Origin of the sequence: Ralstonia sp. 24A2 (genome assembly GCF_051783885.1) — a bacterium.
In the GTDB taxonomy this organism is placed as follows: domain Bacteria; phylum Pseudomonadota; class Gammaproteobacteria; order Burkholderiales; family Burkholderiaceae; genus Ralstonia.
This window is the reverse complement of record NZ_JBPVZD010000002.1, coordinates 1,916,710-1,943,607: the sequence shown is the minus strand read 5'-3', so window position 1 is coordinate 1,943,607 and position 26,898 is coordinate 1,916,710. Positions and strand designations below refer to the sequence as shown.

Annotated in this window: 19 protein-coding genes, 3 tRNA genes and 1 other RNA gene; 11 read left to right on the top strand and 12 right to left on the bottom strand. The window is 63.7% G+C overall.

Annotation, left to right across the window (positions count from 1 at the left end):
* Positions 1–16 precede the first annotated feature (16 nt).
* Positions 17–1,423, top strand: coding sequence for a carbohydrate porin (locus ACS13N_RS13975; protein ID WP_438932188.1), 1,407 nt, complete (start codon positions 17–19; stop codon positions 1,421–1,423).
* A 16-nt stretch (positions 1,424–1,439) separates the two neighbouring features.
* Here the strand turns inward: ACS13N_RS13975 and recR are convergent, their stop codons facing one another.
* From recR to ACS13N_RS13955, 4 genes are all read right to left on the bottom strand, one after another.
* Entirely contained in the window at positions 1,440–2,063 is a 624-nt protein-coding gene (gene recR / locus ACS13N_RS13970) for a recombination mediator RecR (RefSeq protein ID WP_438932187.1), read from the bottom strand.
* Positions 2,060–2,359 carry an antibiotic biosynthesis monooxygenase family protein gene (locus ACS13N_RS13965; RefSeq protein ID WP_438932186.1) on the bottom strand — a complete coding sequence of 100 codons (300 nt, stop codon included), beginning with the start codon at positions 2,357–2,359 and terminating at the stop codon, positions 2,060–2,062. The genes recR and ACS13N_RS13965 overlap by 4 nt, the downstream gene beginning before the upstream one ends.
* Before the next feature lie 29 nt (positions 2,360–2,388).
* Positions 2,389–2,736 (bottom strand): YbaB/EbfC family nucleoid-associated protein, encoded by a 348-nt coding sequence (locus ACS13N_RS13960; protein WP_438932185.1) that lies wholly within the window; start codon positions 2,734–2,736, stop codon positions 2,389–2,391.
* Between the two features lie 79 nt (positions 2,737–2,815).
* A complete protein-coding gene (locus ACS13N_RS13955) occupies positions 2,816–5,017 on the bottom strand; it encodes a DNA polymerase III subunit gamma/tau (RefSeq protein ID WP_438932184.1) in 2,202 nt (733 codons plus the stop codon).
* Positions 5,018–5,143: 126 nt separating this feature from the next.
* On the opposite strand from ACS13N_RS13955, the gene ffs reads away from it, so the two are divergent.
* An RNA gene (gene ffs, locus ACS13N_RS13950) (signal recognition particle sRNA small type) lies at positions 5,144–5,242 on the top strand.
* 53 nt (positions 5,243–5,295) lie between these two features.
* Here the strand turns inward: ffs and ACS13N_RS13945 are convergent.
* Both ACS13N_RS13945 and ACS13N_RS13940 read right to left on the bottom strand, forming a co-directional pair.
* A complete protein-coding gene (locus ACS13N_RS13945; protein WP_438932183.1) occupies positions 5,296–8,808 on the bottom strand; it encodes a UvrD-helicase domain-containing protein in 3,513 nt (1,170 codons plus the stop codon).
* Complete coding sequence (locus ACS13N_RS13940; RefSeq protein WP_438932182.1) at positions 8,805–11,648, bottom strand: PD-(D/E)XK nuclease family protein; 2,844 nt, start codon at positions 11,646–11,648, stop codon at positions 8,805–8,807. Before ACS13N_RS13940 ends, ACS13N_RS13945 begins: the two co-directional genes overlap by 4 nt.
* Before the next feature lie 202 nt (positions 11,649–11,850).
* Between ACS13N_RS13940 and trxA the strand changes: the two genes are divergently transcribed.
* The 3 genes from trxA (at position 11,851) to ACS13N_RS13925 (ending at position 15,291) form a co-directional block, all read left to right on the top strand.
* Positions 11,851–12,177, top strand: coding sequence for a thioredoxin TrxA (gene trxA / locus ACS13N_RS13935; RefSeq protein ID WP_004626253.1), 327 nt, complete (start codon positions 11,851–11,853; stop codon positions 12,175–12,177).
* 191 nt (positions 12,178–12,368) lie between these two features.
* Positions 12,369–13,631 carry a transcription termination factor Rho gene (gene rho / locus ACS13N_RS13930; RefSeq protein WP_039596074.1) on the top strand — a complete coding sequence of 421 codons (1,263 nt, stop codon included), beginning with the start codon at positions 12,369–12,371 and terminating at the stop codon, positions 13,629–13,631.
* 280 nt (positions 13,632–13,911) lie between these two features.
* Entirely contained in the window at positions 13,912–15,291 is a 1,380-nt protein-coding gene (locus ACS13N_RS13925) for a sigma 54-interacting transcriptional regulator (RefSeq protein WP_438932181.1), read from the top strand.
* Positions 15,292–15,509: 218 nt separating this feature from the next.
* On the opposite strand, the gene ACS13N_RS13920 is transcribed toward ACS13N_RS13925, so the two are convergent.
* The gene (locus tag ACS13N_RS13920) at positions 15,510–16,349 is read right to left on the bottom strand and encodes a hypothetical protein (RefSeq protein WP_438932180.1); all 840 of its coding nucleotides are present in this window, start codon (positions 16,347–16,349) and stop codon (positions 15,510–15,512) included.
* Between the two features lie 377 nt (positions 16,350–16,726).
* On the opposite strand from ACS13N_RS13920, the gene ACS13N_RS13915 reads away from it, so the two are divergent.
* The 6 genes from ACS13N_RS13915 to ACS13N_RS13890 all read left to right on the top strand — a co-directional run bounded on the left by ACS13N_RS13915 (position 16,727) and on the right by ACS13N_RS13890 (position 22,677).
* Entirely contained in the window at positions 16,727–17,395 is a 669-nt protein-coding gene (locus ACS13N_RS13915; RefSeq protein ID WP_039596076.1) for a LuxR C-terminal-related transcriptional regulator, read from the top strand.
* Positions 17,396–17,449: 54 nt separating this feature from the next.
* Positions 17,450–18,316, top strand: a complete 867-nt coding sequence (locus ACS13N_RS13910; protein ID WP_438932179.1) for a zinc-dependent peptidase — start codon at positions 17,450–17,452, stop codon at positions 18,314–18,316.
* Entirely contained in the window at positions 18,313–18,876 is a 564-nt protein-coding gene (locus ACS13N_RS13905) for a hypothetical protein (RefSeq protein ID WP_438932178.1), read from the top strand. Before ACS13N_RS13910 ends, ACS13N_RS13905 begins: the two co-directional genes overlap by 4 nt.
* Before the next feature lie 214 nt (positions 18,877–19,090).
* Positions 19,091–19,351: a type B 50S ribosomal protein L31 gene (locus tag ACS13N_RS13900; protein ID WP_004626237.1), complete on the top strand. Its 261-nt coding sequence runs from the start codon at positions 19,091–19,093 to the stop codon at positions 19,349–19,351.
* Positions 19,352–19,524: 173 nt separating this feature from the next.
* A complete protein-coding gene (locus tag ACS13N_RS13895) occupies positions 19,525–21,315 on the top strand; it encodes an ArnT family glycosyltransferase (protein ID WP_438932177.1) in 1,791 nt (596 codons plus the stop codon).
* A gap of 15 nt (positions 21,316–21,330) precedes the next feature.
* On the top strand, positions 21,331–22,677 hold the full coding sequence (locus tag ACS13N_RS13890; RefSeq protein WP_438932176.1) for an MATE family efflux transporter: 1,347 nt from the start codon (positions 21,331–21,333) through the stop codon (positions 22,675–22,677).
* A 110-nt stretch (positions 22,678–22,787) separates the two neighbouring features.
* On the opposite strand, the gene ACS13N_RS13885 is transcribed toward ACS13N_RS13890, so the two are convergent.
* The 5 genes from ACS13N_RS13885 to ACS13N_RS13865 all read right to left on the bottom strand — a co-directional run bounded on the left by ACS13N_RS13885 (position 22,788) and on the right by ACS13N_RS13865 (position 26,803).
* A tRNA-Asp gene (locus ACS13N_RS13885) sits at positions 22,788–22,864 on the bottom strand.
* Between the two features lie 64 nt (positions 22,865–22,928).
* Positions 22,929–23,004: transfer RNA gene (locus ACS13N_RS13880), tRNA-Glu, on the bottom strand.
* A gap of 119 nt (positions 23,005–23,123) precedes the next feature.
* Positions 23,124–23,199: transfer RNA gene (locus ACS13N_RS13875), tRNA-Ala, on the bottom strand.
* Between the two features lie 138 nt (positions 23,200–23,337).
* The gene (gene gltX, locus ACS13N_RS13870) at positions 23,338–24,735 is read right to left on the bottom strand and encodes a glutamate--tRNA ligase (RefSeq protein WP_438932175.1); all 1,398 of its coding nucleotides are present in this window, start codon (positions 24,733–24,735) and stop codon (positions 23,338–23,340) included.
* A gap of 139 nt (positions 24,736–24,874) precedes the next feature.
* On the bottom strand, positions 24,875–26,803 hold the full coding sequence (locus ACS13N_RS13865) for a sensor histidine kinase (protein ID WP_438932174.1): 1,929 nt from the start codon (positions 26,801–26,803) through the stop codon (positions 24,875–24,877).
* Between the last annotated feature and the right edge of the window lie 95 nt (positions 26,804–26,898).

Sequence of the window (26,898 nt, the reverse complement as noted above, 5' to 3'; positions counted from 1 at the left end):
CCTCTCTGTTGCGCCCATGCCTTCGTCGTCTCCTCGCCTCGAATCTCGGTCTTTTCTCCGCCGCGCCAAGCGTGCCAGCACCGCACGGCATGTCCTGACGGCCATCCTGCTTGCGCTGGGCGTGCAAAGCGTTGCCCTGGCAGCAGACGCTGATGCTCCCGGGGCGCCCAACACGGACATCCCCGAACCGGAACGGTGGAACATCCACGGGCAGTTCACCAATGTGACGCAGTGGCACCCGTCGTTCCGCTCGCCTTACAGCGGCACCAACAGCCTGACGGCCGACAATAACAACAAGGAAACGACCGACGTCACGCTCTATCTCGGCCTGCGTCTGTGGAAGGGTGCAGAGCTGTATGCCAACCCGGAAATCGACCAGGGTTTCGGCCTGAGCAATACGGTGGGCCTGGCCGGCTTCTCCAGCGCCGAGGCCTACAAGGTCGGCAAGAACGATCCGTATCACAAACTGCCGCGCCTGTTCCTGCGGCAGGTGATTGACCTGGGCGGCGAACAGCAAGCCGTTGAATCGGGGCCCAACCAGCTTGCCGGCAGCCACTCGGCTAACAACCTGACCATCACCGTCGGCAAGTTCTCTGTGGTCGACATCTTTGACACGAACACCTATGCGCACGACCCGCGCGGCGATTTCCTCAACTGGGCGGTAGTCGACGCCGGCGCGTTCGACTACGCCGCTGATGCCTGGGGTTATACGCGCGGCCTGGCGGTCGAATGGACGCAGTCCTGGTGGACGTTGCGCGGCGGCCTCTTCGCTCTGTCGAAGGAACCCAACAGCGTGACCATCGACACGACGTGGAAGCAGTATCAGTGGGTGGGCGAATTCGAGGCGCGCCAGAACTGGTTCGGCCGCCCCGGCAAGGTCAAATTGCTCGCCTTCGCAACGCGCGGCCGCATGGGCGGTTACGGCGACGCGGTGAACCTCGCACAGCAGACCGGCAACACGCCGGACACCGGCCTCGTACGGCGGCTCGCCTGGCGCCCCGGCATTGCGGTGAACCTGGAGCAGGAAGTCACCGACGACCTGGGCGTCTTTGCCCGCGCTAGCATGAACGACGGCAGCAAGGAAACCTTCGAATTCACCGACATTAACCAGTCGGTATCGGCCGGGCTTTCGCTCAAGGGCACGCGCTGGGGGCGCCCGAACGACACGTTTGGCGCCGCTGTGGTGGTGAATGGCTTGTCAGGCGCGGCACGCCAGTACTTCGCGGCCGGTGGCATGGGCGTGCTGATTGGCGACGGTGCACTGAACTACGGCACCGAGCGCATCGCCGAGCTGTACTACAACTTCGCCGTCATCAAGCACCTGACGCTTGGCCTGAACTACCAGTACGTCGTCCACCCTGCATACAACCGGGATCGTGGCCCGGTGTCCATCGTGGGTGCACGCATCCACGCCGAGTTCTAAAGAGCGCATCGATAGATCAGAGCTGGCGCCGGTCCAGCACGGCGCGGGCGATGGTGCCCGCATCGACATACTCCAGCTCACCGCCCACGGGCACACCGCGCGCCAGGCGCGTCGCCTTGATGCCACGCGCCTTGAGCATCTCGCCGATGTAGTGCGCGGTGGCCTCGCCTTCGCTGGTGAAGTTCGTGGCGAGGATGACCTCGGTGCATGGCCCGCCCAGCGCAGGATCGGTCGCGCGAGCCAGCAGGCGTTCGAGATGGATTTCCTTCGGACCGATGTTGTCCAGCGGCGAGAGCCGCCCCATCAGCACAAAATACTGTCCGCGATACGTGAGCGTCTGCTCGATCATCATCTGATCGGCGGGTGTTTCCACCACGCACAACACGGAGGCATCACGACGCGTATCGAGGCAGGTTTCGCAGACTTCCTGCTCGGTGAAGGTATTGCAGCGGCTGCAGTGGTGGATCGATTCGGTGGCCTCGCTCAGCGCCTGCGCCAGGCGTTCGGCACCATCGCGATCATGCTGCAGTAGGTAATACGCCATGCGCTGCGCAGACTTGGGGCCAACGCCCGGCAGCACGCGCAGGGCCTCGACCAGCATCTGCAGCGCCGATGGCGTGCCTGGGCCGCCGCGCGTCATGCCTGCTCCACAACCAGCGTATGGTGCAGCACTTCCGGCATCGGATCGTAGAAGTGATGCAGCAGCGCACGCCAGCGCTGATACTCGGCGGACTGTCGGAAGCCAATGGTGTGGTCCTCCAGCGTCTGCCACTGCACCAGCAGCAGGTAATCGCTCGGTTTCTCCACGCAGCGCGAGAGCGTCAGCGAAATGAAACCCTGCATCGCACCGATGATGTGGCGGGCCTCGCCGAAAGCAGCCTCAAAGGCGGCTTCCTGGCCAGGCTTGACGTGCAGTAACGCAGATTCCAGCACCATGGCGCGATCCTGATTGGTCTAGCTTGGGCTTAGAACGGCAGCTTGAAGCCCGGCGGCAGCATGCTCGCCATGCCGCCCAGACCGGAGGTGAGCGAACCCATCTTCTCCTGTGCGGTGGCCTCAGCCTTGCGCACGGCATCGTTGAACGCAGCTGCGACGAGATCTTCCAGCAGTTCCTTGTCTTCGCCCTCGGCCAGCAGGCTCGGATCGATCGACACACGCTTCACGTCGTTCTTGCAGGTCATGACCACCTTCACGAGGCCGGCGCCGGACACGCCTTCCACCTCGATGAGGGCAAGCTGCTCCTGCGCCTTCTTCATGTTTTCCTGCATCTGCTGGGCTTGCTTCATCAGCCCGGCGATCTGGCCTTTCATCATGGTCGTTGCTCCTTGCAATGGGTCATACGAGGCGCGCCGCTTGATTGGGCGCGCCGGTGTTCAGTGTGGGATGGCGATTTTAGTGCGCGTGCGGTTGGATCGAACCCGGGACGACCTGCGCGGCAAAGTCCTGCACCAGTGCCTGTACGAACGGGTTGGCAGCGATGGCGTCTTCAGCGTCACGCTGGCGCTGGGCACGCAGCTCGGCATCGGCAGCAGCGGCTGTCGCACGTGCTGCGCCAATGTCACACGCCACGCGTACAGGCGTGCCGAAGTGTTCCGTCAGTGCAGCCTCCAGACGCTCCACGACACCCGCTTCGGTCAGTGCTGGCAGCGGCACGCGCAGGCGCACGGTGACGCCCTCCACGGCCACCAGTTCGCTCTGGTGTGCAAGCTGCTGGGCCAGACCGCGCATCGGCAGACGTGCCGCCAGCTTGGGCCAGTCGCCATCGAACGTGGTGAGGCTGCTGGCACTCAGGTCGGGCGGCGTGGCGGCAACCGCAGGCTCCGGCGCGACAGGCTTGGCCTGCTCCGGCTCCGGCACAGCAGCGGGCGACTCGACCTGCGGAGAGCGCACTGCAGATGCGGCCGGCGCCGAAGTGCCAGGGCGCGCATTCGAAGCCGAGTCCCAACCAGCGAACGCGGCGTCTATCTCTTCCAGCGACGGCGAAGCAAATTCGCCGGGCATTTCATCCCATGGTGGCGGGCCATCATCGGCGGATGCCATCGACGCAACTGGTGCCTCACGACGCTGCGGTGGCGACGCAGGCGCAGCCGCCGGATTCGGGCGTGGCCCCGCAGCAGCAACAGGGCGTGCGACTGGTGCGGGAGCGGCCACCGGCGTAGCGGCAGGTGCCGAAGCGCCACGACCGCGGCTCGACGCTTGGCGGGCTGCAGCCAGCGCCTCCATGGCCGGCGAACGGCGGGCCGGCGGGCTGGCGGGTGCTGCAACCGGCGTCGCGGGCGTTTCAGCGGCCGGCGCAGGCGGCGTAACTTGATACGTTGCTCGCGGCGTCTCAACCACCGGCTCCGGACGTGCCAGAGGTGCTGCCTGCGCGACCGGCACCGCCATGGGTGCACTTGCGGCCATGGTCGGACGCGGCGACGCAACCGACGCACCCGCCGACGGCACGACCCGCTTGCCACCGCCACCCGAAGGCGGCGCCGCATCCCCGCCCGACTGCCCGGGCTGGAACGCCAGCATGCGCAGCAGCGTCATCGTGAAGCCAGCGTATTCGTCGGGCGCCAGGGCCAACTCGTTGCGGCCGAGATTTGCGAATTGATAAAACAGTTGCACCGACTGCGCGTCGAAGCGCTCGGCTAGGCGACGCACATCGTCGGCTTCGGGCCAGTCGTCCTGCACGGCGGCCGGCACGACCTGTGCCAGCGCAATCTTCTGCAGCAGCGACGCCAGATCCTGCAACGCCCCCGAGAAGCTCAGGCTGCGCCCTGCCATTTCGTCGGCAATCTCGACGAGCACTGCGCCGTTCTCGTCGGCCAGCGCATCGAGCAGACGCACGAGGTAGCTCTGATCAATCGCGCCAAGCATGCCGCGCACCGCGGCTTCGCTCACCTCACCGGCGCTGTAGGCGATGGCCTGGTCCGTGAGCGACAGCGCATCGCGCATCGACCCCTGTGCGGCGGCAGCCAGCAGGCGCAGCGCATTCGCTTCGTGGGCGATGTGCTCCTCGCCCAGGATGCGTTCCAGGTGCGACACGATGTGCCCCGGCGGCATCTGCTTGAGGTTGAACTGCAGACAGCGCGACAGCACCGTCACCGGAATCTTCTGCGGGTCGGTGGTCGCGAGGATGAACTTGACGTGCTCGGGCGGCTCCTCCAGCGTCTTCAGCATCGCGTTGAAGGCGTGGTTGGTCAGCATGTGCACTTCGTCGATCATGTAGACCTTGAAGCGACCAACCGTGGGCGCGTAGACCGCGCGGTCGAGCAGCTGGGCCATCTCGTCGACACCACGATTGGACGCGGCGTCCATCTCGATGTAATCGACAAAGCGCCCGGCATCGATCTCGGTGCAGGCACGGCACACGCCGCACGGTTGCGCGGTGATGCCGCCCTGCCCGTCTGCGCCGACGCAGTTGAGCGATTTGGCGAGAATGCGCGACAGCGTGGTCTTGCCGACACCGCGCGTCCCCGTAAACAGGTAAGCATGGTGCAGGCGCTGCTGTTCGAGCGCATGCGTAAGCGCGCGCACCACGTGTTCCTGACCAACCAGCGTGGTGAAATCGCGAGGGCGCCACTTGCGGGCGAGCACTTGATAACTCATGCGGCGGATTGTAGCAAAGCGAGGTGGATTTCCGACGAGCTTTCCGAGGGTTCAAACACGGTGCACGCCGAGTGAATTGCAAGGATATTCAGGTGGGGATGCGTGAGTCGGTTACAATGCCGGTCGGACGGGCCTCCTCGCATGGTGGCGCGGTCAACCTGGTCAGGTCGGGAACGAAGCAGCCACAGCCGTTTTCCGCCAGTGCCGAGGGTCAGGCTCGTCCCCCTTCTCTTTTCTCGTCTGCATTGCCCCTCCCCTGTTTGCTTGTGTCGCCCGCGTCAGAACAGCGCGCCCTGACTGTCGTCATGTGACGTTCTTGCTGGCTTGGGTAGCGACTCCAGATCGATCCATTCTCCCTGAGCAGTCGCTACACCGGCACGCACCGTGCGACCCGGGTACATCGGCGTGACGGCAGCCACATAGCCGCGCAGTTGGTCAGCGTAGGCTGCACGCTCGATCGGCAGCAGGTGCAACTTGTAGTCCACTACGAGGATGTCATCACCACGCTCGATCAGGCGATCGATGCGCAGCAATGCGCCGTCAGGGCTGAACAATTCGATCTCGTTGTGGGCTGCGTCGAAGTGCGCCGGGTTGAACACGTGTGCCAGTGCATCGGCGGATAGCATACGGCGCACGGCTTCGGCAGCGCGGGTAGCATCAGCGTCTGTCACACCGGTCGCGCCGAACCAGCGCGCGATGGTTGCCGTGTCCGGTGCCTGCTCTGGCACACCGCGACGCGTCAGGCGCTCCAGTACGGCATGCAGCAGTTCGCCTTGCGCAACAGCCCCCTGATCGAAGACGGGATCGGCAGCTCCTTCCGCCTGCGCAACGGCGCCCCCCACTCGTACCGTTACCGTGAGCGGCGCACGGAAATCGTGATACGAGACAACCTCGGCCTCTGCAGCAAAGACGTCCGTATTGGCGGCAGCCTCAAGCACCGGCGCGGGTGAAGCCACACCCGCCGTTGCCAGCAACGTGTACCAGCTTGCAGTGCCATCCACGTCCGGCACGTCGCCCTCGTCCGTTGCCTGCGCGGCAGCCGTGTCGCGCTTGTTGGCGACGCCGGACACAATCAGCGCTTGCCGTGCGCGCGTCATTGCCACGTACAGCAGGTTCCAGTTCTCGCGGGCGGCAAGGTCGTCTTCCTGCTTGAACAGTGGGTCGCGTGCACGGCCACGTTCAGCCGTCTTGCCGAAGGCGGAGAAGTGCGTAGGCGCCTCGGCGCCGGGCGGCCAATCGATCAGGATGCCGGCGCTGTCGGCGCGCGTGTCGCTATGGTGGGTGTCGAGCAGCACCACGAAAGGTGCCTCCAGCCCCTTCGACGCATGCACGGTCAGAATCTGCGCGGCATCCAGGCCTTCGCTCGCGAGTTCCGCGTCGATGGCATCCGGCGCGTCGGCAGCATCGCTCTGCATACCTTCGTCGGGGCTTTCATCCTCGTCACCCTGACGAATCGCGCGCAGTTCGGCCATGAACTTGGGCAAACTCGGGTAGCGGCCACCATCCAGGTCGAGCGCGAGCTTAAGGAACGCATCAAGGTTGGCGAGCACCTGTTCGCGGTTGGCGGCGGGCGCGCATTCGGCATAGCGGCGCTTGAGTTCGCCGGTGTACACGATGTGGTCGAGCAAGTCGTGCACAGGCAGCGTAGGTGCCACCGCCAGCCAGCGAGACAGCATGCGATGCGCCTGGCGCAACGTCGGGGCAGTCTCAGCCCGCGGCGCCAGCGCGGTCAGGCGCTCCCACCATGTGCCATCGGCAGTTTGCGCAAGCTGGATCAAGTCATCGTCAGTCGCCCCAACAATCGGGCTGCGTAGCACATGTGCGAGTGACAGGTCGGCTTGCGGCGTCATCAGGAAATCGAGCAGTGCGCACAGATCCAGCGCTTCGAGCGTTGCCAGCAGGCCACCCCTGCGTGGGCTCAGGTATGGCACACCACCATCGCGCAGTGCCCGCTCGTAGTCGGCCAGGTAGCGCTTGCGGCGAACGAGCAGTTGGAAATCGCTCCAGCGTACGGGGCGTTCAACGCCGTTCTCGCGAATGTGCTCTCCGGCGTGCAAGGCGCGCAGGCACGCCGCAACTTGGCGGCCTTCTTCATAGCGCTGCGAATCGCCAGCGTCTTCGCGCGGCTCGGTGAGCGTGTCGCGCGGCGTGGTCTCGTCGACTTCTGCCGCCTCATGCACCGGCACCAGCGGCAGCAGCAACGCCTGCCCGATGGGCGCATTGACAGCAGTGCCTTGCTCCGCGTAGATCGGATAGTCGCCGCGCGCGCGCGCTTGCAGGAACACCGCGTTCACCCACTCCAGCACGGCCGGTGCATTACGGCGCGTCCGGTTGGTGCGCAGCACGGTGGCGTTAAAGTCCGCGACGAGCATCGCGCGCGCGGCGTCGAACAAGCGCGCATCTGCACGGCGAAAACGGTAGATCGATTGCTTCGGGTCGCCCACCAGAAACACGCTCGGCTGCGTGCCGGTGCCTGCGTAACCCGCGAGCCAGCCTTGCAGGATGCGCCACTGCATCGGGTTCGTATCCTGAAACTCGTCGAGCAGCAGATGCTTGTAGCGCGCGTCGAGTCGCACCTGCAGGTAAGCCGCCGTATCTTCGTCCTGCATCAGGCGGGCGGCTTCCCATTCCAAGTCTGTGAAATCCATCGCGCGCGCCTGGCGTTTGTAGGCTTGATAGCGGTCGATAAGCGCATCGCCCAAGGTGAAGAGCGCTGCGTTGACGGCGCGCACGTGCATCTCTTGGCGGCGTGCCTGATAGACGGTCAGCGTCTCGCACACGGTGGCATGCAAAGTAACCAAGGTTTGCGCCTGGTCCTCGCCAATCGTCTTGATGAGCGCCTTGGTCGGTTTGCAAGCGCGTGCCTTGCCAGCTTGTGTGTGGAACGCGCTGAACAGGCCATCGAAGGCCTGCGTGCGGGCGGATTCATTCGATACGTCGATCGAACGCGCAGACGTGACCGCCATTTCAATCTGCGTTGCGCGCTTGCCTTCGGTGGCGCCGCCCTGCCCCAACCAGCCGGAGACACGCAGCATGTCAGCCAGCAACGTTTGGTCTTGCAGCGCTTCGATCAGCGGATCGGTATGTGCGTCGTCGCCAAGCAGGTCATCGAGCGGACGCAACGGATGCTCGCCCGCTTGTGCCTTGTAGGCCCACCAGTCACTGCGCTGGTGAAACATCGCGTCGAGCAATCGCCCCGCCTGAAAATCGCCCACTAAGTCCGCAAGCGTCTCATATACCTTGCGCAACTCAGCGTGATCTTCGGCCAGCAGGCCGCGCCAGAACGGTGCCCAGGCCTCACGGCGCAACCGCCCGGCATCTTCACGCAGCGATGCCCCTTGCGGCACGCCAGATGACAGCGGTGCCCCGCGCAGCAACGAACCAAACCAACCGTGGAACGTATCGATCGCCATGCGCTGCGGGGATTCCAACACCCGCGCATACAACCCACGCGCTGTCTCGATCAGCGCTAGGGCATCGCGCTCGTCGACCGTGCGAGCGATCAGCTCGCGCACAACGCCTTCGTCGTCGGCGCTCGCCAGCTGTGCAAGGATGTCCAGCAAACGCTGACGCATCTCTTCGGCTGCCTTGCGCGTGAAGGTGATGGCGAGGATGTCCGATGGCGCCGCGCCGGCCAGCAGCAGGCGCAGCATGCGCGTGACCAGCAGCCACGTCTTGCCGCTGCCTGCACAAGCCTCCACCACGACCGAGCGCAGCGGATCGCACGCAGCGCGTGAGAAATCTTCGGGTGAAACGGGGGCGCCATCGCGCTCGTAGGCGTGATCGCTCATGCTTCGCTCCCGGGCTCGCGCTGCGCACCTTCGGTCCAATACCCCTTGCGGCACAGGCCACGCGCTGCGCAATAACGGCACGCCGACTCATCGCCGAAGGCCGGTAACGGCGCGCCGGCAGCCAGGGCGGTCATGTCCTTCTCCATCTGTTCGAGCAACCAGTCCACCACCTGCGTGAAGTCCGGCAGGGCAACATCACGCTTATCGCCACGGGCCTCGCCGTCGAGCGAGACCCAGCCACCCGCGTCGGCACGCGCATCGAGCACACCGTAAAACGGCAACTGGCAGTCTTCAAACGGTGTCTTGGCGCGACGTACCAGCACCATGGGCGATTGCGTCTTGTAATCCAGCACCGCCACGCCGTGCTCGTCATGCACGTCAACGCGATCGATGCGGCCACGCAAGCGCAGCGGGCGCTCGCCCGGTAACGTGATCGACGTATCGACATCGACCTCGCCGGCTTCAAAACGCCAACCGTCCGCCTCGCGCGCAGCCTGCCACGCCAGATACGACGGCATCACGCTCTGCCAGCGGCGATAGAAGCGCAGCGTGTTGCCATCCTCTGCCAGCATCGGGCCGAACTGCGCATCGGTAATGGTTTGCAGCAGCGCCAGACGATCCGCCGGATCGTGCACGGGCATATCGAGCAAGTGCCGATGAAAGCGGTGCAGGATCGCGTGCAGGACCTCACCAATGTCGCGCTTCTCCAACTCGTCGGACACCTCTTCCAGCTCTCCCAACCGCAGCATGCGCCCAACAAAGAACTGGTACGGACAGCGGCGCAGGCTGTTGTAGGCAGCAGCACTGAGCGTGGACGGCACCAACGCAGGCGCTGCCGGTGCAGGCATGTCGGTCGGTTGACTGCGGGTCTGCAGGTTCGGCAAAGCGACCGGCATGTCGATTCGCACGCCTGCCACAGCCAGCCGCCGCTGCAGACGTTCGAGCCAGCCCGAGAGGCGATTGGGTTCACCGCGCCCGCCGTGGCGCTGCCAGGTCAGCACAACTTCCGGCTGATTGAGCAGCACCTCCGCCAAGTCGCGCGCCTGTTGAGCAAAACGCTGCGCGCGGTCCGGCAATCCCAGCTCACGGCGCACGTCGTTCGAGAAGAACAGCCACTCGGGCTGCGCCGACGGCAACTGCGCATCGTCGCAACCGACCACCACCACGCCGTCGAAACGCCGCATGCGTGCGCCGTTCAGCGGCAGGATGACGACACGCCGATCCGACGGTGGCGCCGGTTCGCTGAAGACCGCCGATTCAAGCAGCATCGACAGCAGCGCGCGCCACTCCGTCAGTGAGAAGCGCGCTCCCGCATCGGTACTGCCGTGCACGGACACACGCAGCCGGTCGACCCAGTCGAGCAGTTGGCGACCCGCATCATCGTTCTGCAGGCCGGTGCGCATGTGCAAGCGATCGAGCGTGCCGACCAGCAACGTGACCCACGCCTCAAGCGTGGCGTTGCCGGCACGGCGCCATAGCGCGGCTTCGTCGGCCAGCAGGCCAAGGCGGTCCGACAGGCGGCTGACTTGCGGTTCCCCGCTGGCCTCCTCGGCGGGGCGGTCTGCCACCAGCCGGCGCAGCCGACCCCAGCCGCCTGACACGTTGTGCCTGCGGATGCGGCGCTCCAGCTCGGCAATCCACGCGGGCGTGGCCGTACCGGCATCCGCATCACGCAAACAGAATGGGCTCTTGATGAGGTCGAGCAAGGCTGCGGTATCGCCGTCGCCCTGCACCACGTCCACCCAGCGCATGAGCGCCGCGGCGGCGCGTGTCGTGGAGAGCTTCCAACCGGTTTCATCACGCACGGGCACATTCACGCGCGCCAGCAATGCCCGCACGCGCCGCGCGACGATGCGGTCCTGCGCCACCAGCGCAAGCGAGCGCCGCCCCGCATTCAGCCAATCGACCAGCGTGTGCGCGGCAAAGGCCGCCTCATCCTCAAAACGCGCCGCGCCTGCGATGTGCAGGACCGGTGCGGGAAGCTCAGTGTCGGAATCCTCGTGCGCAGCCAACGCCGGCGTGGCGCACTCGGGCCAGGCGTGCAGCAGCAGATCGCGAAAGTCCGCATGTGTGGCAGGACGGGCTGCCGACGCAACTTCCGACGCATTCCAGTCGTAACCGATGGTCAACACCGGTACGTGTTCGGCGGCACGTTGAAGGAAATCGAGATCAACGGCTTCAGGGTCGGTCGGGCTCATCCAGACTATCGGCCCGTGCAATGCATCCAGCAGACGTCGCATGGCATGCAGCCGCACCGGAATCGGGTCAGCCGCACCGGAGAGCAAGCGCCAGAACGTCAGCACGATGCGCGATTCGGTCCCGAGAAAGCGCTCGGACAACTGCGCGTACGTGCGCTCCAGCGCCTCGGCCAAGGCAGCTTCCAGCGCGTCGGGGCGCTCTTGTGCATCACTGTCGGCCGCATCCAGCGTGAGCCATCGCTGCGACAGCTCGTCCGACACGGTGACCATCACCTGCGCTACGCCCCATAGCGCTGCATCATCCTGCGCACCGAGGGCCTCGCGCAGCCATGCTTGTGTCTTGAGCGCCTGCTGCACAGCCAGCAGCCGCGAGAGCGTCGTGCGCGCCGCAGGCAAACCCGGCTCGGGCGGCAGATCGAGCAGCCAGTGGCCGAGCGTCAGAATGCGCGGCAGCAGACGTGGCGTGCCGGACGCCTGCGCGCTGGCATGCAGGGCGCTGCGCACACCCGGGATCTGTGCGGCAGTCGGTACAACAACGGTGCCTGTACCGGACGACTGCGCGTGCGCGTCCAGAAAGCGCCACGTCGCATCGGCGGCACGAGAGAGAAATGCTGGGCCGGGCGCAAAGGCAAACATCTGCATGCGGCGAGGGAAATGGGCGATGAACTGCGGCCGTGACTATCAGCGTGATAGCGACAATCAACGGTTGAAAATGGGGGCGCCGGTACTATATCAGCAGCATCCGCACTGGCAGTGGCCGTAATGCACGCCGGCTCGCGTAATCGTGTAATGTATGGGTTCGGCGCACGCCGCCAGCTTTTACGAAATAACAGAGGTTCCCGCCATGAGCGAACAGATCAAGTATGTGAGCGACGCGTCCTTCGAGGCCGATGTGCTCAAGTCCGACAAACCCGTGCTCGTCGATTTCTGGGCTGAATGGTGCGGTCCGTGCAAGATGATCGCCCCGATCCTGGACGAAGTCTCCAAGGACTACGGCGAGAAGGTGCAGATCGCCAAGATCAACGTCGATGAGAACCAAGGCGTGCCGGCTAAGTTTGGCATTCGCGGCATCCCGACGCTGATCCTGTTCAAGAACGGTGCGGTGGCCGCCCAGAAGGTGGGCGCTTTGTCCAAGTCGCAACTCACCGCATTCCTGGATAGCCACCTGTAAGTCGATATTCGACCGCGGCGCGGAGCGCATCCCGCCGCAAATGCACGCGCTGGCAATCTTCCGCCTGGAAGCCCGCCAGCGTTGTGCTAAGATTGCAGCCAATCTGTTTCCCCGAGCGTTCGCTCGACCTTTTCCCCCTCCCCCCGTTTCTCGTTTCGCTGCCCGTTCGGGCCCTTCCCATTCTTTCGTCTATGCATCTGACAGAACTGAAATCCCTGCACGTGTCCCAATTGCTGGAAATGGCGGGACAGCTGGAGATTGACAACGCCCAGCGCATGCGCAAACAGGAATTGATGTTTGCCATCCTGAAAAAGAAGGCGAAACAGGGGGAAACGATTTTCGGCGACGGCACGCTCGAAGTGCTGCCCGACGGCTTTGGTTTCCTGCGCTCACCAGAAACTTCGTACCTGGCCAGCACCGACGACATCTATATCAGCCCGTCGCAAATCCGCCGCTTCAATCTGCACACCGGCGACACGATCGAAGGCGAAGTCCGCACGCCCAAGGACGGCGAGCGCTACTTCGCGCTGGTGAAGGTCGACAAGGTCAACGCACAGCCTCCTGAAGCGGTCAAGAACCGCATCATGTTCGAGAACCTGACGCCGCTGCACCCGAACAAGCCGCTCACGCTCGAACGCGACATCAAGGCCGAAGAGAACATCACCGGCCGCATCATCGACATGATCGCCCCGATCGGCCGCGGCCAACGCGCACTGCTGGTGGCATCGCCCAAGTCCGGCAAGACCGTGATGCTGCAGCACATTGCGCACGCCATCGCGACGAACCATCCGGAAGCCGAGCTGTTCGTGCTGCTGATCGACGAACGCCCGGAAGAAGTGACCGAAATGCAGCGCACCGTGCGCGGCGAAGTGGTGGCATCGACCTTCGATGAACCGGCCGTGCGTCACGTGCAAGTGGCCGAAATGGTCATCGAAAAGGCCAAGCGCCTGGTCGAGCTGAAGAAGGACGTGGTGATCGTGCTGGACTCGATCACGCGTCTGGCTCGCGCCTACAACACCGTGGTACCGACCTCCGGCAAGGTGCTGACCGGCGGTGTGGATGCCAACGCTCTGCAGCGCCCGAAGCGTTTCTTCGGCGCCGCACGCAATCTGGAAGAAGGCGGTTCGCTCACGATTATCGGCACGGCGCTGATCGAAACCGGCAGCCGCATGGACGACGTGATCTACGAAGAGTTCAAGGGCACCGGCAACATGGAAGTGCACCTGGAGCGCCGCTTGGCCGAGAAGCGCGTCTACCCGGCCATCAACCTGAACAAGTCGGGCACGCGCCGTGAAGAACTGCTGATCAAGCCGGACATCCTGCAAAAGGTGTGGATTCTGCGCAAGTTCATCCACGACATGGATGAAGTCGAGGCGATGGAATTCCTGCTCGACAAACTCAAGTCGACCAAGAACAACGCCGAGTTCTTCGACATGATGCGACGCGGCGGCTAGGTCTCTCCAGACTGCCCCCGTACGTACAGAGAAGCGCACCCGAAACGGTGCGCTTTTTTGTTGCCGGGCCAATCGCTTGATTTTTGAGCGAACTTGTCCGGCAGCTTTGTGAAACTCGCTAGTTCATTTGCATTACAAGCAGCGCGCGCAACCGTTTGCACCCCTCGTCCTTAAACGTCATCGCAAAAGCGGAACCCGGCAACCATACTGCAAACCTGCCTGGGCTGAGCCGCGTGGTCACTGGCAGGAGGGAATCACCAAAAATCGAACGGGGGAAACCATGCGCGAAGAGTCGCTGGAATGTACTGGTGCGTGCCGAACCGTCGTAGTCGCGTCACGTGCGGGGATGGGGGAGATCGACGAAACAATTCTGGGGGCAGACTGGCACGTGCGGCGTGTAACGTCGATGCGTGAGCTTGGCTGCGCCATTCGTGACGGTGTACCCAAGGCCGGATTGATCGATTTCAGCAGCGCCTTTTCGGCCGCCGAGCTGGATCTGCTTGAACGCTGCATGCAGGTGTCACACGTGGGCTGGGTGGCCGCGCTGCCGCCCGCCATGCTGACGCATGAGCGCGTGCGCCAACTCGTGCGCGACTACTGCGTCGACTACGTGCAGATGCCGCTGCGCACCGAAGAGACCGCCTATTCCCTGCGCCATGCATGGGGCATGGCATCCCTTGCGCAGGAGGTCGCGCCGGCCCCCAAGGTGAACAATGCCCGCATGCTGGGGGAATGCCCGTCCATGCACAACCTGTTCCGCGCCATCCGCAAGGTTGCGCAGAACAGTGCACCGGCCTTCATCGCCGGTGAATCGGGCACCGGCAAGGAGCTGACCGCCCAGGCCATCCACGAAGCCTCCGCCCGTGCGAGCGGCCCGTTCATCGCGATCAACTGCGGTGCGATCCCGCCGCACCTGATTCAGTCCGAGCTGTTCGGCTATGAGAAAGGCGCCTTCACCGGCGCGCACCAACGCCATATCGGCTGGGTCGAGCATGCGAACGGCGGCACGCTGTTCCTCGATGAAATCGGCGATCTGCCGCTGGAAAGCCAGGTGAGCCTGCTGCGTTTCCTGCAACAAGGCACCATCACACGGCTGGGCGGACATCAGGCGATTCCGCTGGACATCCGCATCATCTCGGCCACGCACGTTGACCTGGAAGCCGCCCAGCACCACGGCGGGTTCCGCACCGACCTCTTTCATCGGCTGTGCGTGCTGACGTTGTCGGTACCGCCGCTGCGTGAGCGCGGCAGCGACATCGTCCTGCTGGCCGAGCACATCCTCGCGCAGCACGCCGGCGAAGCCTCGCACCGCATCCGCGGCTTCACGCCCTGCGCGCTGCACGCGATGATGCATTACCCGTGGCCGGGCAACGTGCGAGAGCTGATCAACCGCGTGCGCCGTGCGCTGGTAATGACCGACAACCGCAAGATCTCCGCCGCAGACCTCCACCTGGAAGGCTATGCATCCGTATCGGGCCAGACGCTGGAAGAAGCACGGGAAGGTGCGGAATCCGATGCTATCCGCACGGCCATCGCCCGCAACGGTTTTCACATGGGCATGACGGCGCGCGAGCTGGCGGTCTCCCGCGTGACGCTGTATCGGCTGATGCAGAAGCACGGCATCCGCGCGGAACATCCGTTGCATCCGGCCTCTGCTTGATCCCATCGTTTGGCCTTCCTCACCGTGTCGGGGCGTAGCCTGCGTGCTGCGCCCCGATTGTTTTGGGCGCCCGCCCGGTTCAATACGTGGTGCGACAGGCAACCCATGCGCGAAGCTGGTCGCCCAACACAATCCTGGTCACCGTATGAGCGGTGGCACCAAGGCAGCAAAAGCAGTCAGATTGGCTTGCATATCGATCTCCCCTTCCTGAATTGCCGTTATAAAAAAGTGCCCGCCGGGGGACGGAGCACGAAAGCGTTGGACGTGACACTCCTCGTCTGCGCCACCACGTCCGGCAGCGCGGCGCCAGCGGGTGGTTCAATCTGGTGACCCCGCGTGAATGCAATGGATGTTCGGCGCCGACAAGCACGTTGCGGCAACGCGACGCTTGCGAGACACGTTGACCGTGCCCCGGGCCACGCCAGCCGATGGACGGCGGTACATCCGCCCGCACCCCAAGCGTCAGCTTCGTCACAGATGCCCTTAAACCGGGCCCCCTGGGACCGTGCTGCGACGCTGCAAATCAACGTAAAAGCGACGCTCGGATGGCTTAACAGCGCGGCTTTCAAAACTGTCCCCAAATACGGCTGATAACACTGCATGCGCTTGCCTGCAACGACTGCACCTGCGATGGCTGGCGTGCCCTGCCCGCACACACTGTGAAGATCCGCCTGATGCGCGTTGAGCATGGCATCGGCCTGCCGCCCACCCCCCACTTCCGGGGGGATTGCGCCCTGCCCCCCGCGCGATGGATTGTTAAGCCACGCATGCGACGTACTCAGTTCGCCGTCGGAGAGCACCGACATGACAGAAGCGATGGAAAGATCGAATGCGCGGGTGGGATAAGGACCGAGCGCGGTTCGCACCGGCAACGTATCGGTGGGAACGCCTCGATAGGCGATACGCGGCGCGAATGCGCGCTGCCTGATGATGTCGCCGTCTTCTGCGAGCGCCGGCACCATGACGACCATGGCCGCATGACTCGCGACCATTCCGGTCACATCGATCGTCCACCAGAACGGCAAACGTCGAGCACAGCGCTGCGCGGATGTTGGCATGGCTCGCTCCTCCCCGAATGACGGTAGAGCGACATCCGTGCCAAGACGATTAAAGCCTTGTTTTTACGGGATATTCAGCACGTGGAAGACGAATCGCTCCGGTTTGGCGCGTGTTTTTGTGTCATGGCCGAAACAGCCATCGCCGCAAAACCCGGCCGAAGGGTCGAACCGCTTCCCTTGAGTGAATTACGCGCCCTGGCAAACACTGGTCTACAGTAGCCAGAACGCGTCAACGAGAGTCCCGAGGCATGGCCGTGGCGTCTGTCATTTTCGTGATACGCCACTAAAATGATTCGGAACGGGGGTCTGCTCCGGCCTGTTTCTCGCTTGGGGCGACGAAGGATGTTCGCAAGATCGGTAACAGGTCGAGAACAACGATGAACACTGTTTTGATCGAAGCCCATCCGTTGGTGCGTACGGGCATTGCGCACCTGCTGCGGACGCTCAAGGGCGTCACCGGCGTCACTGTCGTCGAACCGGACGACGGCATGTTTGACGCCATCGAAGCCAATGCCGACGCGGGCCTGCTGGTGATCGGCCTGCCGCTCCCACATTTGGACGAGCTCTCTGCCATCGGCGAGATCATGCACCGGCCGCACGCGCGCCACGTGGTCGTGCTGGCCGAGTCCGAATCCTCCGACATCATCCGAACGCTCATGCAGATGGGCTTGTCGGGCTATACGCTCAAGCATTCGCCGGGCGAGGTCATCGCGGCGTCGCTGGAGCTGGTGCTGGTGGGTGGGCAGTACATCCCGGCCAGTGCCCTGCTGCCGGAATCGCGCCTGGACGGCGCACCCAACCCCGCGCTTGCCGGTGATCCACAAACCGATCCCAAGCTGCTCGGCATCACGCCACGCCAGTACGAGATTCTGGTACTGCTCTCGCGCGGACACCCGGTCAAGACCATCAGCCGCATGCTGAACATCTCCGAGGCCACGGCCAAGGCGCATATCAGCACGCTGTACCGGCGCCTGAAAGTCCGCAGTCGCACCGAAGCCGTGTACGTCGCCAATCAGCGTGGCGCGCGCCTGCTGTCTGTGGCCTGATTCTGGCAGCCTGACCCCACCAGGAACGCAAGCACGCGCCGATATACTGGTCGCATGCTTTCGTCCGTCTTCCGCTGGTTCTCAGGCCGCGCGCGTTCGCGGCGTCTGGCGCGCTACGCCATCTCCGACACGCATTGGTCGCGCGCGCTTGCCGGCCTGCCCTTTCTGCTGGACTGGCCCGAGGTCGACCTCGCGCGCCTGCATGAAACGGCCACGCTCTTCATCGCTGAGAAGGAATTCACCACCGCGCACGACCTGCCGCTCACCGACGAGATGGTGATCAGCATTGCCGCACAGGCCAGCGTGCCGATCCTGGAGTTGGGCATCACGTGGTATCGCGGCTGGCGCGGCGTGGTCATCTACCCCGGCGAGTTCGTCATCCGCAAGGAGGTGATGGACGAAGATGGCGTCGTGCACAACGTGCGCGAAGAAGCCGCCGGCGAAGCGTGGGAGCACGGCCCGGTCATCCTCTCGTGGCAAGACATCGAGCTGGGCGGCGCCCTGGCCGAGCCCGGCGCCCAGCCGTACAACGTGGTCATGCACGAGTTCGCCCACAAGCTCGACATGCTCAACGGCGAGTCGGACGGTATTCCGGCGTTCTCCTCGCGCCTGCATGCCGGCATCGACCGCGAACAATGGGCTAATGACCTCTACGCCGAATACGATGCCTTTGCAGATCGCTGCGAGCAAACTCCGGAATATCGTTGGGATGCCGACCCCATTCTCTCGCTGCTCGACCCGTACGGCGCGCAGCATCCAGCGGAATTCTTCGCGGTGGCCTCTGAGGTGTTCTTTGTTGAACCGGCTTCGCTGCTCGATACGCTGCCCACGCTGTACGCGTTGCTGCAGGCGTTCTACCTGCAGGACCCGGCACGGCGCATGCTGCTTGCCGAGCAACGCCAGGAAGGATTCCCGTCATGACGACACGCCGCGCACTTCACGCCGTTCTGTTGCTGTTGTCGCTGCGCTTCGGTGCAGGTGCCGTGTTTGCACAGTCGGCCGTGCCGCTCATCTTCAGCGTGACGGCGCAGCTTGAGGGTCGATCGGAAACACAGCGGCTAACGTTGCCAGCAGATCTATCCACCTCGGCCCAGCACGTCACGTTACTGGAGCGCACCCACACATACGATGTCGGCGACACGATGCCGCGCCCAGAATGGGAAGCGCAGTTCGCCGCCGGCCAGCCTGATGACACCATTCCGCTTGGCTGTGACACCAACACCTGCAAATTCATACGCCATCGCTGGGCAAAAACAGGCGTAGACGTCACATTACGCCCATTGGCCGTATCGGTCGTGTTCCAGCCCTTGTCGATCGAGGTCACGTTGCACCGTTTCCAGCCCGCCACCGACGCGCAAACCCCAGCAAAGATCGACACGTGGACGCTGAACCTGGACACCTCGTTGCGCGTGGGGGACAGCAAAACCCTCGATCTGGACGGGCGCGGCGTCCTCACCATCGAGCGCCTGGCAGCGCCTTGATCCGTTAATGGCGGGAAAGCGTCCAATACGTCGCTTTTTGACGCGTGGCGGCCACGGATTTTGCAACCCGTGCGTTGCCCAAGCCCTTGTTTCTCTGGCATAATTGCCGTTTCTCCACCCGGCAAGTGACTCGACGGCTGGTCGCACGGTGCGGTTTCTCACCAGAGCACCTGAAGCGCGTCTCGAGTTGGCTACCTCAACACCAGGGCCCATCATGAAAGAAGGCATTCACCCGAATTACCGCGAAGTCGTGTTCCAGGACATGTCCAGCGACTTCAAGTTCATCACTCGCTCGACCATCCAGACCAAGGAAATGATCACGCTGGACGGCAAGGAATACCCGCTGGCCAAGATCGAAGTCTCGTCGGAATCGCACCCGTTCTACACGGGCCAGCAAAAGGTTCTGGATACGGCCGGTCGCGTCGAGAAGTTCCGCAACAAGTTCGGCAGCAAGATCGGCAAGGCTGCCAAGTAATACCGGCGCCGGAGACGGCTCACCACATGACCCGTCTCACTGGTCAGAAAAAAGGCAGCTCCGGCTGCCTTTTTTGTTTCTCGGCACAATGGCAGGCCTCTCACCTGCCGCGGCTCTTTACGATCTGCACGCCTCCGTGCAACTGCGGCCGGGTCCGCCCGGTCTGACACCCGATGAACACCACACGCGTCTCGCGCATCCGCCTGACTGCCGCCGCCACCCGTGAGCTGCCGCGCTGGCTGCTGCTTGCCATCTGCGTGATCTACGGCCTGTCGGGCCTGTTCTCACGCGACCCGTGGAAGAACGAAGACGCCGCCGGTTTCGGCGCAATGTGGACGCTGGCCACAGGTAACGCGCAAGACTGGCTGATGCCGAACATTGTCGGCCGTCCGGTCGTGCAGGCTGGCCCGCTGGTGTTCTGGATCGGCGGCGCGTTCATCCGCGTATTCGGCCAGTGGTTTGGCCCGTCAGATGCATCGCGCCTGGCGACTGCGCTTTTCTTCTTTGTCACCTGCGCCTGCATCTGGTACGGCGCCTACCTGCTCGGCCGCCGCGCCGAAGTCCAGCCTTTCGAATTCGTCTTCGGCGGACAACCGAACTCGCGTGACTACGGCCGTACGCTGGCCGACGGCGCGCTGCTGATCTTCCTCGCCTGCGTGGGCTTGGCGCAGCGCGGCCATGAGACCACGCCGCTGGTCGGCTCGCTGTGCTTTGTTGCGGTGACGGTGTACGGGCTGATCCGCGCGCTGGACAAACCCGTCCAAGGCAGCCTCACTTACGGCATCGGCGTTGGCTGCCTGGCGCTCGCCGGCGGGCCGATCCTTCCGCTGGGCATCACCGTTGCCGTGCTCGCCACTGCGCGAGCCACACATGTGCTGCCTCTGCGCCCGTTGCTGACCTTGGCGCTCCCCGCCTCACTGGCGCTCGGCTGCTCGTGGCCAGCCATGGCGTACCTGCTCGCCGCCAATCCGGACGATGTCGTGACCTTTGTGCGCGAGTGGGCGCGCTTCGACCGTCACCAGTACGCCGGCCCGACCACCCATTCGCTTGGCTACATTGCGCGCAACCTGCCGCTGTTCGCCTGGCCGGTATGGCCGCTGGCTGCGTGGGCCTGGAAAAGCTGGAGCGGCATGCGCACCGCGCCGCATATCGCGCTGCCGCTGGCGGTGCTGGTGCCGCAATTGCTCCTGCTGCTGATGCAACAGCAGCCAGGTGACGACGGTTTCCTGCTGCTCATCCCACCGATGGCCGTATTGGCGACATTTGCGTTGCCCACGCTCAAGCGGGGCGCCATCAGTGCGATCGATTGGTTTGCCCTGCTGGCCTTCACCGTTCTGGGCGGCACGGTGTGGCTGCTGTGGATTGCGAAGATGACAGGCTTTCCGCCGCAGCTTGCACGCAACGTGTTCCGCATCGTGCCGGGCTATCGCCCCGAGTTCAGTTGGACAGCGCTGGCCTGCGCGCTGCTGGTGACGGTAGCGTGGGTGCTCATCGTCGTATGGCGCACATCGCGCGCACCCAAGGCCATCTGGCGCGCAGTGGTGATCTCAGCCGCCGGCACCACGCTGATGTGGGTGCTGATGATGACGCTGTGGCTGCCCACCATCAACTACGCCAAGACCTATCGCGACGTCGCACAGTCGGCCGCGCTGGCCCTGCCACGCACCTACACATGCGTGCAGCCAATTCGCATGGGCGATGCACAGCTCGCCTCGTTTGCCTACTTCGGCCATATCCGCTTCGGCAGTCCTGAAGACAACTGCGACGTCCTGCTGCGCCACGACCCGTACGACTACGGCGCCCCTTCGCGCGTCTCGAACTACGAATGGCGCCTGATCTGGGAAGGCCGCCGCCCCGCTGACCGCGACGAGCACTTCCGCATGTACCAATTGACGGAAGCCGCCGCCGCCACGCATCCGCCGCCAACCCCTTCCACCTCACGCCGGCGCAAGCTGCGCCAGTAACACCGGCAGCGCCCAATGTTCCTCTCTGATGTCCGCCGTATTACCGCGCTGGCCTGGCCAGTTCTGATTGGCCAGTTGGCCGTGATCGCGTTCGGTGTACTCGACACGGCGATGGCCGGGCGCGCTTCTGCGGCAGATCTGGCGGCCATTGGGCTTGGTGGGTCCATCTACGTCACCGTCTACATCAGCCTGATGGGCGTGCTGCAAGCACTCTCGCCTATCGCCGGACAACTGTATGGCGCGCAGAAGCACAGCGAAATCGGTGAAGAAGTCCGCCAGGCCATCTGGCTCGGGATGGTGCTGGCCGCTATCGGCATGCTGCTCCTGTGGTTTCCCGCCCCGCTGCTCCATCTGGCAAACGCGTCACCAGAGCTGACAGGAAAAGCCACTGCCTACCTGCGCTATGAAGCACTGGCGCTGCCCGCGGCGCTCGGCTTCAGGATCTACTCGGCACTGAACAACGCGTTGTCTCGCCCGGTGATGGTGACCGTGCTGCAGCTCGGGGGCCTCGTACTCAAGTTCCCGCTCAACGCGCTGTTCCTGTACGGCGGCACGGGCATCCCGGCGATGGGCGGCCCAGGTTGCGCGCTGGCCTCCATGATCATCAGCTGGCTGTGGTTTGCCGCCGGCGCAGTCATCCTGATGCGCAATCCGGCATATAAACCGTTCGAGATCTTCACGCAGTTCTCACTGCCGAATCGTGCGCGGCTCTGGGCGCTGATTCGCCTGGGTGTGCCGATGGGCTTTACCTATCTGATCGAGATCACCTCGTTCACGCTGATGGCGATTTTCATCGCACGGCTGGGTACAGTAGTGCTGGCCGGGCACCAGATTGCCGCCAACCTCGGAGCAGTGGCGTACATGGTGCCGCTGTCGCTGTCGATTGCGACCTCTACGCTGGCAGCACAATCGATTGGCGCCCGTGATCGCGTGGCAGCGCGACGCATCTCGTTGAACGGTATCAAGCTGGCAGCGATATGCGCAGCCATTGTCGGCACTGCGGTACTGATCCTCCGCCACGATCTGGTCCGCCTGTACACGCATGACGCGGCCGTCCTGGCGATTGCGGTTCCGCTGCTGCCCTTCATCGCGTTCTATCAGATGTTCGACGCGCTGCAGGTGATGGCCGCATTCATCCTGCGCGCCTACAAGATCGCGCTGATCCCAACCGTCATCTACGCGCTCTCGCTATGGGGCGTTGGTTTGGGTGGTGGCTATGCGCTCGGCTTCGGGCTTCTGGGAGACGGTGCCGCAGCACTGCGTGGTGCCGCAGGCTTCTGGGCAGCCAATGGCATGAGCCTGATGGTGGCCGGCGCCCTGCTGGTCAGCTATTTCAATCGCGTCAGCCGCACCGCCAATTAAAGCCGCACGTTAAACAACGAGTTGCCCCAGCTTTAAAGCACAGGGGCAATCACGGCAATTGAATCGGAAGCGCAAAAGAAAAAACCCGCTGCAAGCAGCGGGTTTTGATTTGGCGGAGCGGACGGGACTCGAACCCGCGACCCCCGGCGTGACAGGCCGGTATTCTAACCGACTGAACTACCGCTCCGTGTCGGTTGCAAAACCAGCTAGAGACTGGCTTTGCGAATGAGCTTCTGGTTAAGCTCTTGTTATGGCGTCCCCTAGGGGATTCGAACCCCTGTACTCACCGTGAAAGGGTGATGTCCTAGGCCTCTAGACGAAGGGGACAGAAACTGTTTTGCAACGCTTTCCGTCTTACGCTGCGAAGTCCGCTATCATAACGTACTTCTTTGCGTTTTGGAAGCTTCTTTTCAAATTAATTTTTTGAATCGAATCTTCCGGCATTTTGGTGGAGCTAAGCGGGATCGAACCGCTGACCTCTTGCATGCCATGCAAGCGCTCTCCCAGCTGAGCTATAGCCCCGATGCACTACTCTGGGTACTGCCTTTTACTGCTTGCTTCTTACTGCATTTCGCTTCGTGTTGCAGCGAAAACAAGAGTATAGGGGAAGTGTTTAGCGCTTGGCAATACCCTTTCGCAAATTTTTTTGCGGTGCACGCATCACGCTGCCAAACGGCGCAGAACGACGTCGCGGCCGAACAGTTCCAGCACTGCGTCGATCGACGGCGTTTGCAGTTGCCCGGCCACCAGCAGGCGCACCGGCATGGCCAGCTTGGGCATCTTCCAGCCATGCGCGGCTAGCACTTCCTTGAAGGCGGCACCGATGGCCTCGCGCCTCCACTCGGGCAGCGCGCTCAGCTTCTCGGCCAGCGCGCCAATACCTGGGCGCACGTCGTCAGTCAGATGCTGCGCGGCAAGTTCCGGCTCGATGACCAGATCGGCGCGGTAGAACAGCAGCGCGGTCTGGGCGACGTCGCGCAGCGTATTGGCCCGGTCCTTCACCAGCGCAATCACATCCGCCAGCACGGGGCCACCATCAACCTTGCCACCCAGCTCTTCGATAAAGGGCTTCACCAGATCAGCCAGGCGCGCGTTGTCGGCTTGCTTGATGTAATGGTTGTTCAGCCAGGCGAGCTTCTCGGGGTTGTATTGCGCTGGCGACTTGCCCAGGTGCTCCAGGTCGAACCACTCGACGAACTGCTCGCGCGAGAAGATCTCGGCGTCGCCGTGTGCCCAACCCAGGCGGGCGAGGTAGTTGACGATGGCTTCGGGCAGGTAGCCGGCATCGCGGTAGCCAGTGACGCTCATGGCGCCGTGGCGCTTGCTCATCTTCTCGCCCTGCTCGTTGAGCACGGTCGGCAGGTGGGCGTAGACCGGCGGCGTGCCGCCCAGTGCGCGCAGGATGTTGATCTGGCGCGGCGTGTTGTTGACGTGGTCATCGCCACGGATCACGTGGGTGATGCGCATGTCCATGTCGTCGACGACCACGCAGAAGTTGTACGTGGGCGTGCCGTCCGGGCGCGCAATGACGAGGTCGTCCAACTCATCGTTGGAGATTTCGATGCGGCCCTTGACCGCGTCGTCCCACACCACGCTGCCGCCGATGGGGTTCTTGAAACGCATCACGGGCTGCACACCAGCCGGCGGGGTCGGCAGGACCTTGCCGGGCTCGGGGCGCCATGTGCCGTCGTAGCGGGGCTTTTCGCCGCGCTCGCGTTGCGCGTCACGCAGTGCGTCCAGTTCTTCCGTGCTCATGTAGCAGGGGTAGACCAGCTCCTGCTGGACCATCTGGGCAATCACCTCGCGGTAACGGTCCATGCGCTGCATCTGATAGAACGGGCCTTCGTCGATGTCCATGTCCAGCCAGTCCATCGCTTCCAGGATCACATCGACGGCTTCCTGGCTGGAGCGCTCGACGTCGGTGTCTTCGATACGCAGGATGAAATCGCCTTTCATCTTGCGAGCGAAGGCCCAGGGATAGAGAGCCGAGCGGATGTTGCCGAGGTGGATGAAGCCGGTGGGGCTGGGGGCAAAACGGGTGCGGACGCGCTGAGTCATAGGAATGGCGGAATGAACAAGGCCGCGCGATGGGATCATCAGCGGCCTCTGTCAAAACGCAAATTATAGCAACCGCGCCCTACTCCCTTGCCGTCGCGTTCGCATGGGGATCGCGCAGTTGGCGTCGCCGGCCGATGGCTTACCGGGCCAGCGGCAGCCACAGCGTGAAGTGCGTCCCCGCCGGCCCTGAACGCCAATCCACCGTGCCGCCAATGGCACGGGCGCGGCGCTGCTGATTGTGCAAGCCCCGCCCGGTGGTAGTGCCCAGCGCCCGTTTGACGTCAAAGCCCTCGCCGTTGTCGTCAATGCTCACGGCTACGCCTTCCCCCACGCATGCCGTGGCCACGCGAATCTCACTGGCGCGGGTGTGGTGCAGGATGTTGGCAATGCTCTCCTGCACGATGCGCAGGATGTGCAACGCGCTGGAAGGGTCCAGCCACGGCAGTGCGGGCAACTCCTGCACTTCCCATCGCAGGGCGATGCCGGAGCCTTCCAGCCGAGGCTCTAGGCGAAAGCGCAGCGTGGCCAGCAACAGCAGCAGGTCGGCTTCGATGGGCTCCATCGAATCGATGGTCAGCTTCAGATCGTCCAGGCAACCCTTGAGGATTTGCGAAACCTTGAGATCGCTCACGCCGTCGCGTTCCACCGAACGGATCGCGCTGATCAGGGATGCACCAAGCCCGTCGTGCATGTCCTGCATCAGGCGCTGCCGCTCGTCGCTGATGGTTTGCCGCAGCTCGGCCTCGCGCAACAGGCGGTGGCTCTCTTCCAGCTCCGCCTCACGCGCTTGCAGGCGATGCGCCAGATTCGCGTTGACCTGCTCGACCTCCACAATGGCGCTGATATAGCGCCGATACATCAGGAAGCCGAATACGCCAAAGGTGACGGCATTGGCATACGCGCCGAGAAACCAGCCTTCCACGCTGATCACATTGTTATAGAGCAGCCATTCCGACATCCCCAGCAGCGTGCAGACGCTCAGGCCCGCGGCAACCAGGAGCCCATCTGCCGAGCGCCGCCAAGAGCAGGTGGCCCCGACCACGCTAACCACCACGCCCTGCACAACGGCAACGCCGTAGATCAGCGGCACGAGAATCGACGTGCTTGGATAGACCGGCAACACGCCCACCGCCGGCAGCGACAGCACACTGACCACCAGCGGTATGCCGATCACGGCGCGAGTCAGCCATATGAGCCGGCGACCGTGCAACTGCCGCATGAACAGATGGATGACCGCCAGCAGCCAGAACAACGCGTTGCTGGTCAGCCAGGCAAACCAGTCGCTGACGATGGGCAAGCCCGCGTAGTAATGCAGATGCCCTGCAAACGAGACGGCGGCAAGGTGGAAGAACAGCAGATAGCGGCGTTCATGACCGCGCCGGAACCAGACAAACAGCGCAAAGACGCCCACCGCCAGAAACGCCGCACTGAGCGTCGCCGGCAGTTCCCGCTGCAGCCATTGCCGCAGGTAGTAGCGCCCGCGCAAGGCTTCAGCAGGCCCAAGCCAGAACGAGGAGACGGCTTCCCGAGTATGCGGCGGATGTTGGATGCGGATCAGGATTTCCGTCAGCGGCGCGTCGTCTGCCGCGCCGTCCAGCACCACCCACTGCGGCGTGAACAAGCTGTTCCATAGCGGGCCATGTTCCTGCGCACGCTGCACGAGCCGGCCGTTGGCATACACGGCGATCGTGCCCTCGGTCTTGATGCGAACGCCGTACAGCGCCAGCGGCCGACCAGGGTCAGGCAACCAAGGTACGGGCAGTCTGTACCAGTCTGTGCGGACGCCGCCTGCGCCATCGGCCTTCGCGTCGGACAGAGGGAATGGCAGCGCATAGGGCAACGCAACAGGTTGCCAGGCGCCTGACAAGGTCTTGCTGTCCACCGTTGCAGGCGGCGGCGTCCGATCCGGTGCATCGACCGTCAGCAAATCGGCCTGTGTGAAATGCAGCGCAGCGTCGGGCTGCTGGCGGCCATCCGCTTCCAGATACCAGGCGCCCACCGCCATCAGCAATGCCAGCGATAAAACAAATACGGCGTTGGCGAACAGAGAGGCGGGCAGGATTTTCATGCCGCAAGCATATCGCCGGCGACATCAAATCGAGTTTGCGTTTTACCCCCTCGAAAGGGGGAATGACACATGGGCGGCCTCGCGAAAAAAAACCG

Excerpts from the sequence above, each read along its gene's own strand:
- ACS13N_RS13975 (WP_438932188.1), top strand. The coding sequence starts at position 17 with ATGCCTTCGTCGTCTCCTCGCCTCGAATCTCGGTCTTTTCTCCGCCGC.
- recR (WP_438932187.1), bottom strand. The coding sequence starts at position 2,063 with ATGACGCGCGGCGGCCCAGGCACGCCATCGGCGCTGCAGATGCTGGTC.
- ACS13N_RS13965 (WP_438932186.1), bottom strand. The coding sequence starts at position 2,359 with ATGGTGCTGGAATCTGCGTTACTGCACGTCAAGCCTGGCCAGGAAGCC.
- ACS13N_RS13960 (WP_438932185.1), bottom strand. The coding sequence starts at position 2,736 with ATGATGAAAGGCCAGATCGCCGGGCTGATGAAGCAAGCCCAGCAGATG.
- ACS13N_RS13955 (WP_438932184.1), bottom strand. The coding sequence starts at position 5,017 with ATGAGTTATCAAGTGCTCGCCCGCAAGTGGCGCCCTCGCGATTTCACC.
- ACS13N_RS13945 (WP_438932183.1), bottom strand. The coding sequence starts at position 8,808 with ATGAGCGATCACGCCTACGAGCGCGATGGCGCCCCCGTTTCACCCGAA.
- ACS13N_RS13940 (WP_438932182.1), bottom strand. The coding sequence starts at position 11,648 with ATGCAGATGTTTGCCTTTGCGCCCGGCCCAGCATTTCTCTCTCGTGCC.
- trxA (WP_004626253.1), top strand. The coding sequence starts at position 11,851 with ATGAGCGAACAGATCAAGTATGTGAGCGACGCGTCCTTCGAGGCCGAT.
- rho (WP_039596074.1), top strand. The coding sequence starts at position 12,369 with ATGCATCTGACAGAACTGAAATCCCTGCACGTGTCCCAATTGCTGGAA.
- ACS13N_RS13925 (WP_438932181.1), top strand. The coding sequence starts at position 13,912 with ATGCGCGAAGAGTCGCTGGAATGTACTGGTGCGTGCCGAACCGTCGTA.
- ACS13N_RS13920 (WP_438932180.1), bottom strand. The coding sequence starts at position 16,349 with ATGCCAACATCCGCGCAGCGCTGTGCTCGACGTTTGCCGTTCTGGTGG.
- ACS13N_RS13915 (WP_039596076.1), top strand. The coding sequence starts at position 16,727 with ATGAACACTGTTTTGATCGAAGCCCATCCGTTGGTGCGTACGGGCATT.
- ACS13N_RS13910 (WP_438932179.1), top strand. The coding sequence starts at position 17,450 with ATGCTTTCGTCCGTCTTCCGCTGGTTCTCAGGCCGCGCGCGTTCGCGG.
- ACS13N_RS13905 (WP_438932178.1), top strand. The coding sequence starts at position 18,313 with ATGACGACACGCCGCGCACTTCACGCCGTTCTGTTGCTGTTGTCGCTG.
- ACS13N_RS13900 (WP_004626237.1), top strand. The coding sequence starts at position 19,091 with ATGAAAGAAGGCATTCACCCGAATTACCGCGAAGTCGTGTTCCAGGAC.
- ACS13N_RS13895 (WP_438932177.1), top strand. The coding sequence starts at position 19,525 with ATGAACACCACACGCGTCTCGCGCATCCGCCTGACTGCCGCCGCCACC.
- ACS13N_RS13890 (WP_438932176.1), top strand. The coding sequence starts at position 21,331 with ATGTTCCTCTCTGATGTCCGCCGTATTACCGCGCTGGCCTGGCCAGTT.
- gltX (WP_438932175.1), bottom strand. The coding sequence starts at position 24,735 with ATGACTCAGCGCGTCCGCACCCGTTTTGCCCCCAGCCCCACCGGCTTC.
- ACS13N_RS13865 (WP_438932174.1), bottom strand. The coding sequence starts at position 26,803 with ATGAAAATCCTGCCCGCCTCTCTGTTCGCCAACGCCGTATTTGTTTTA.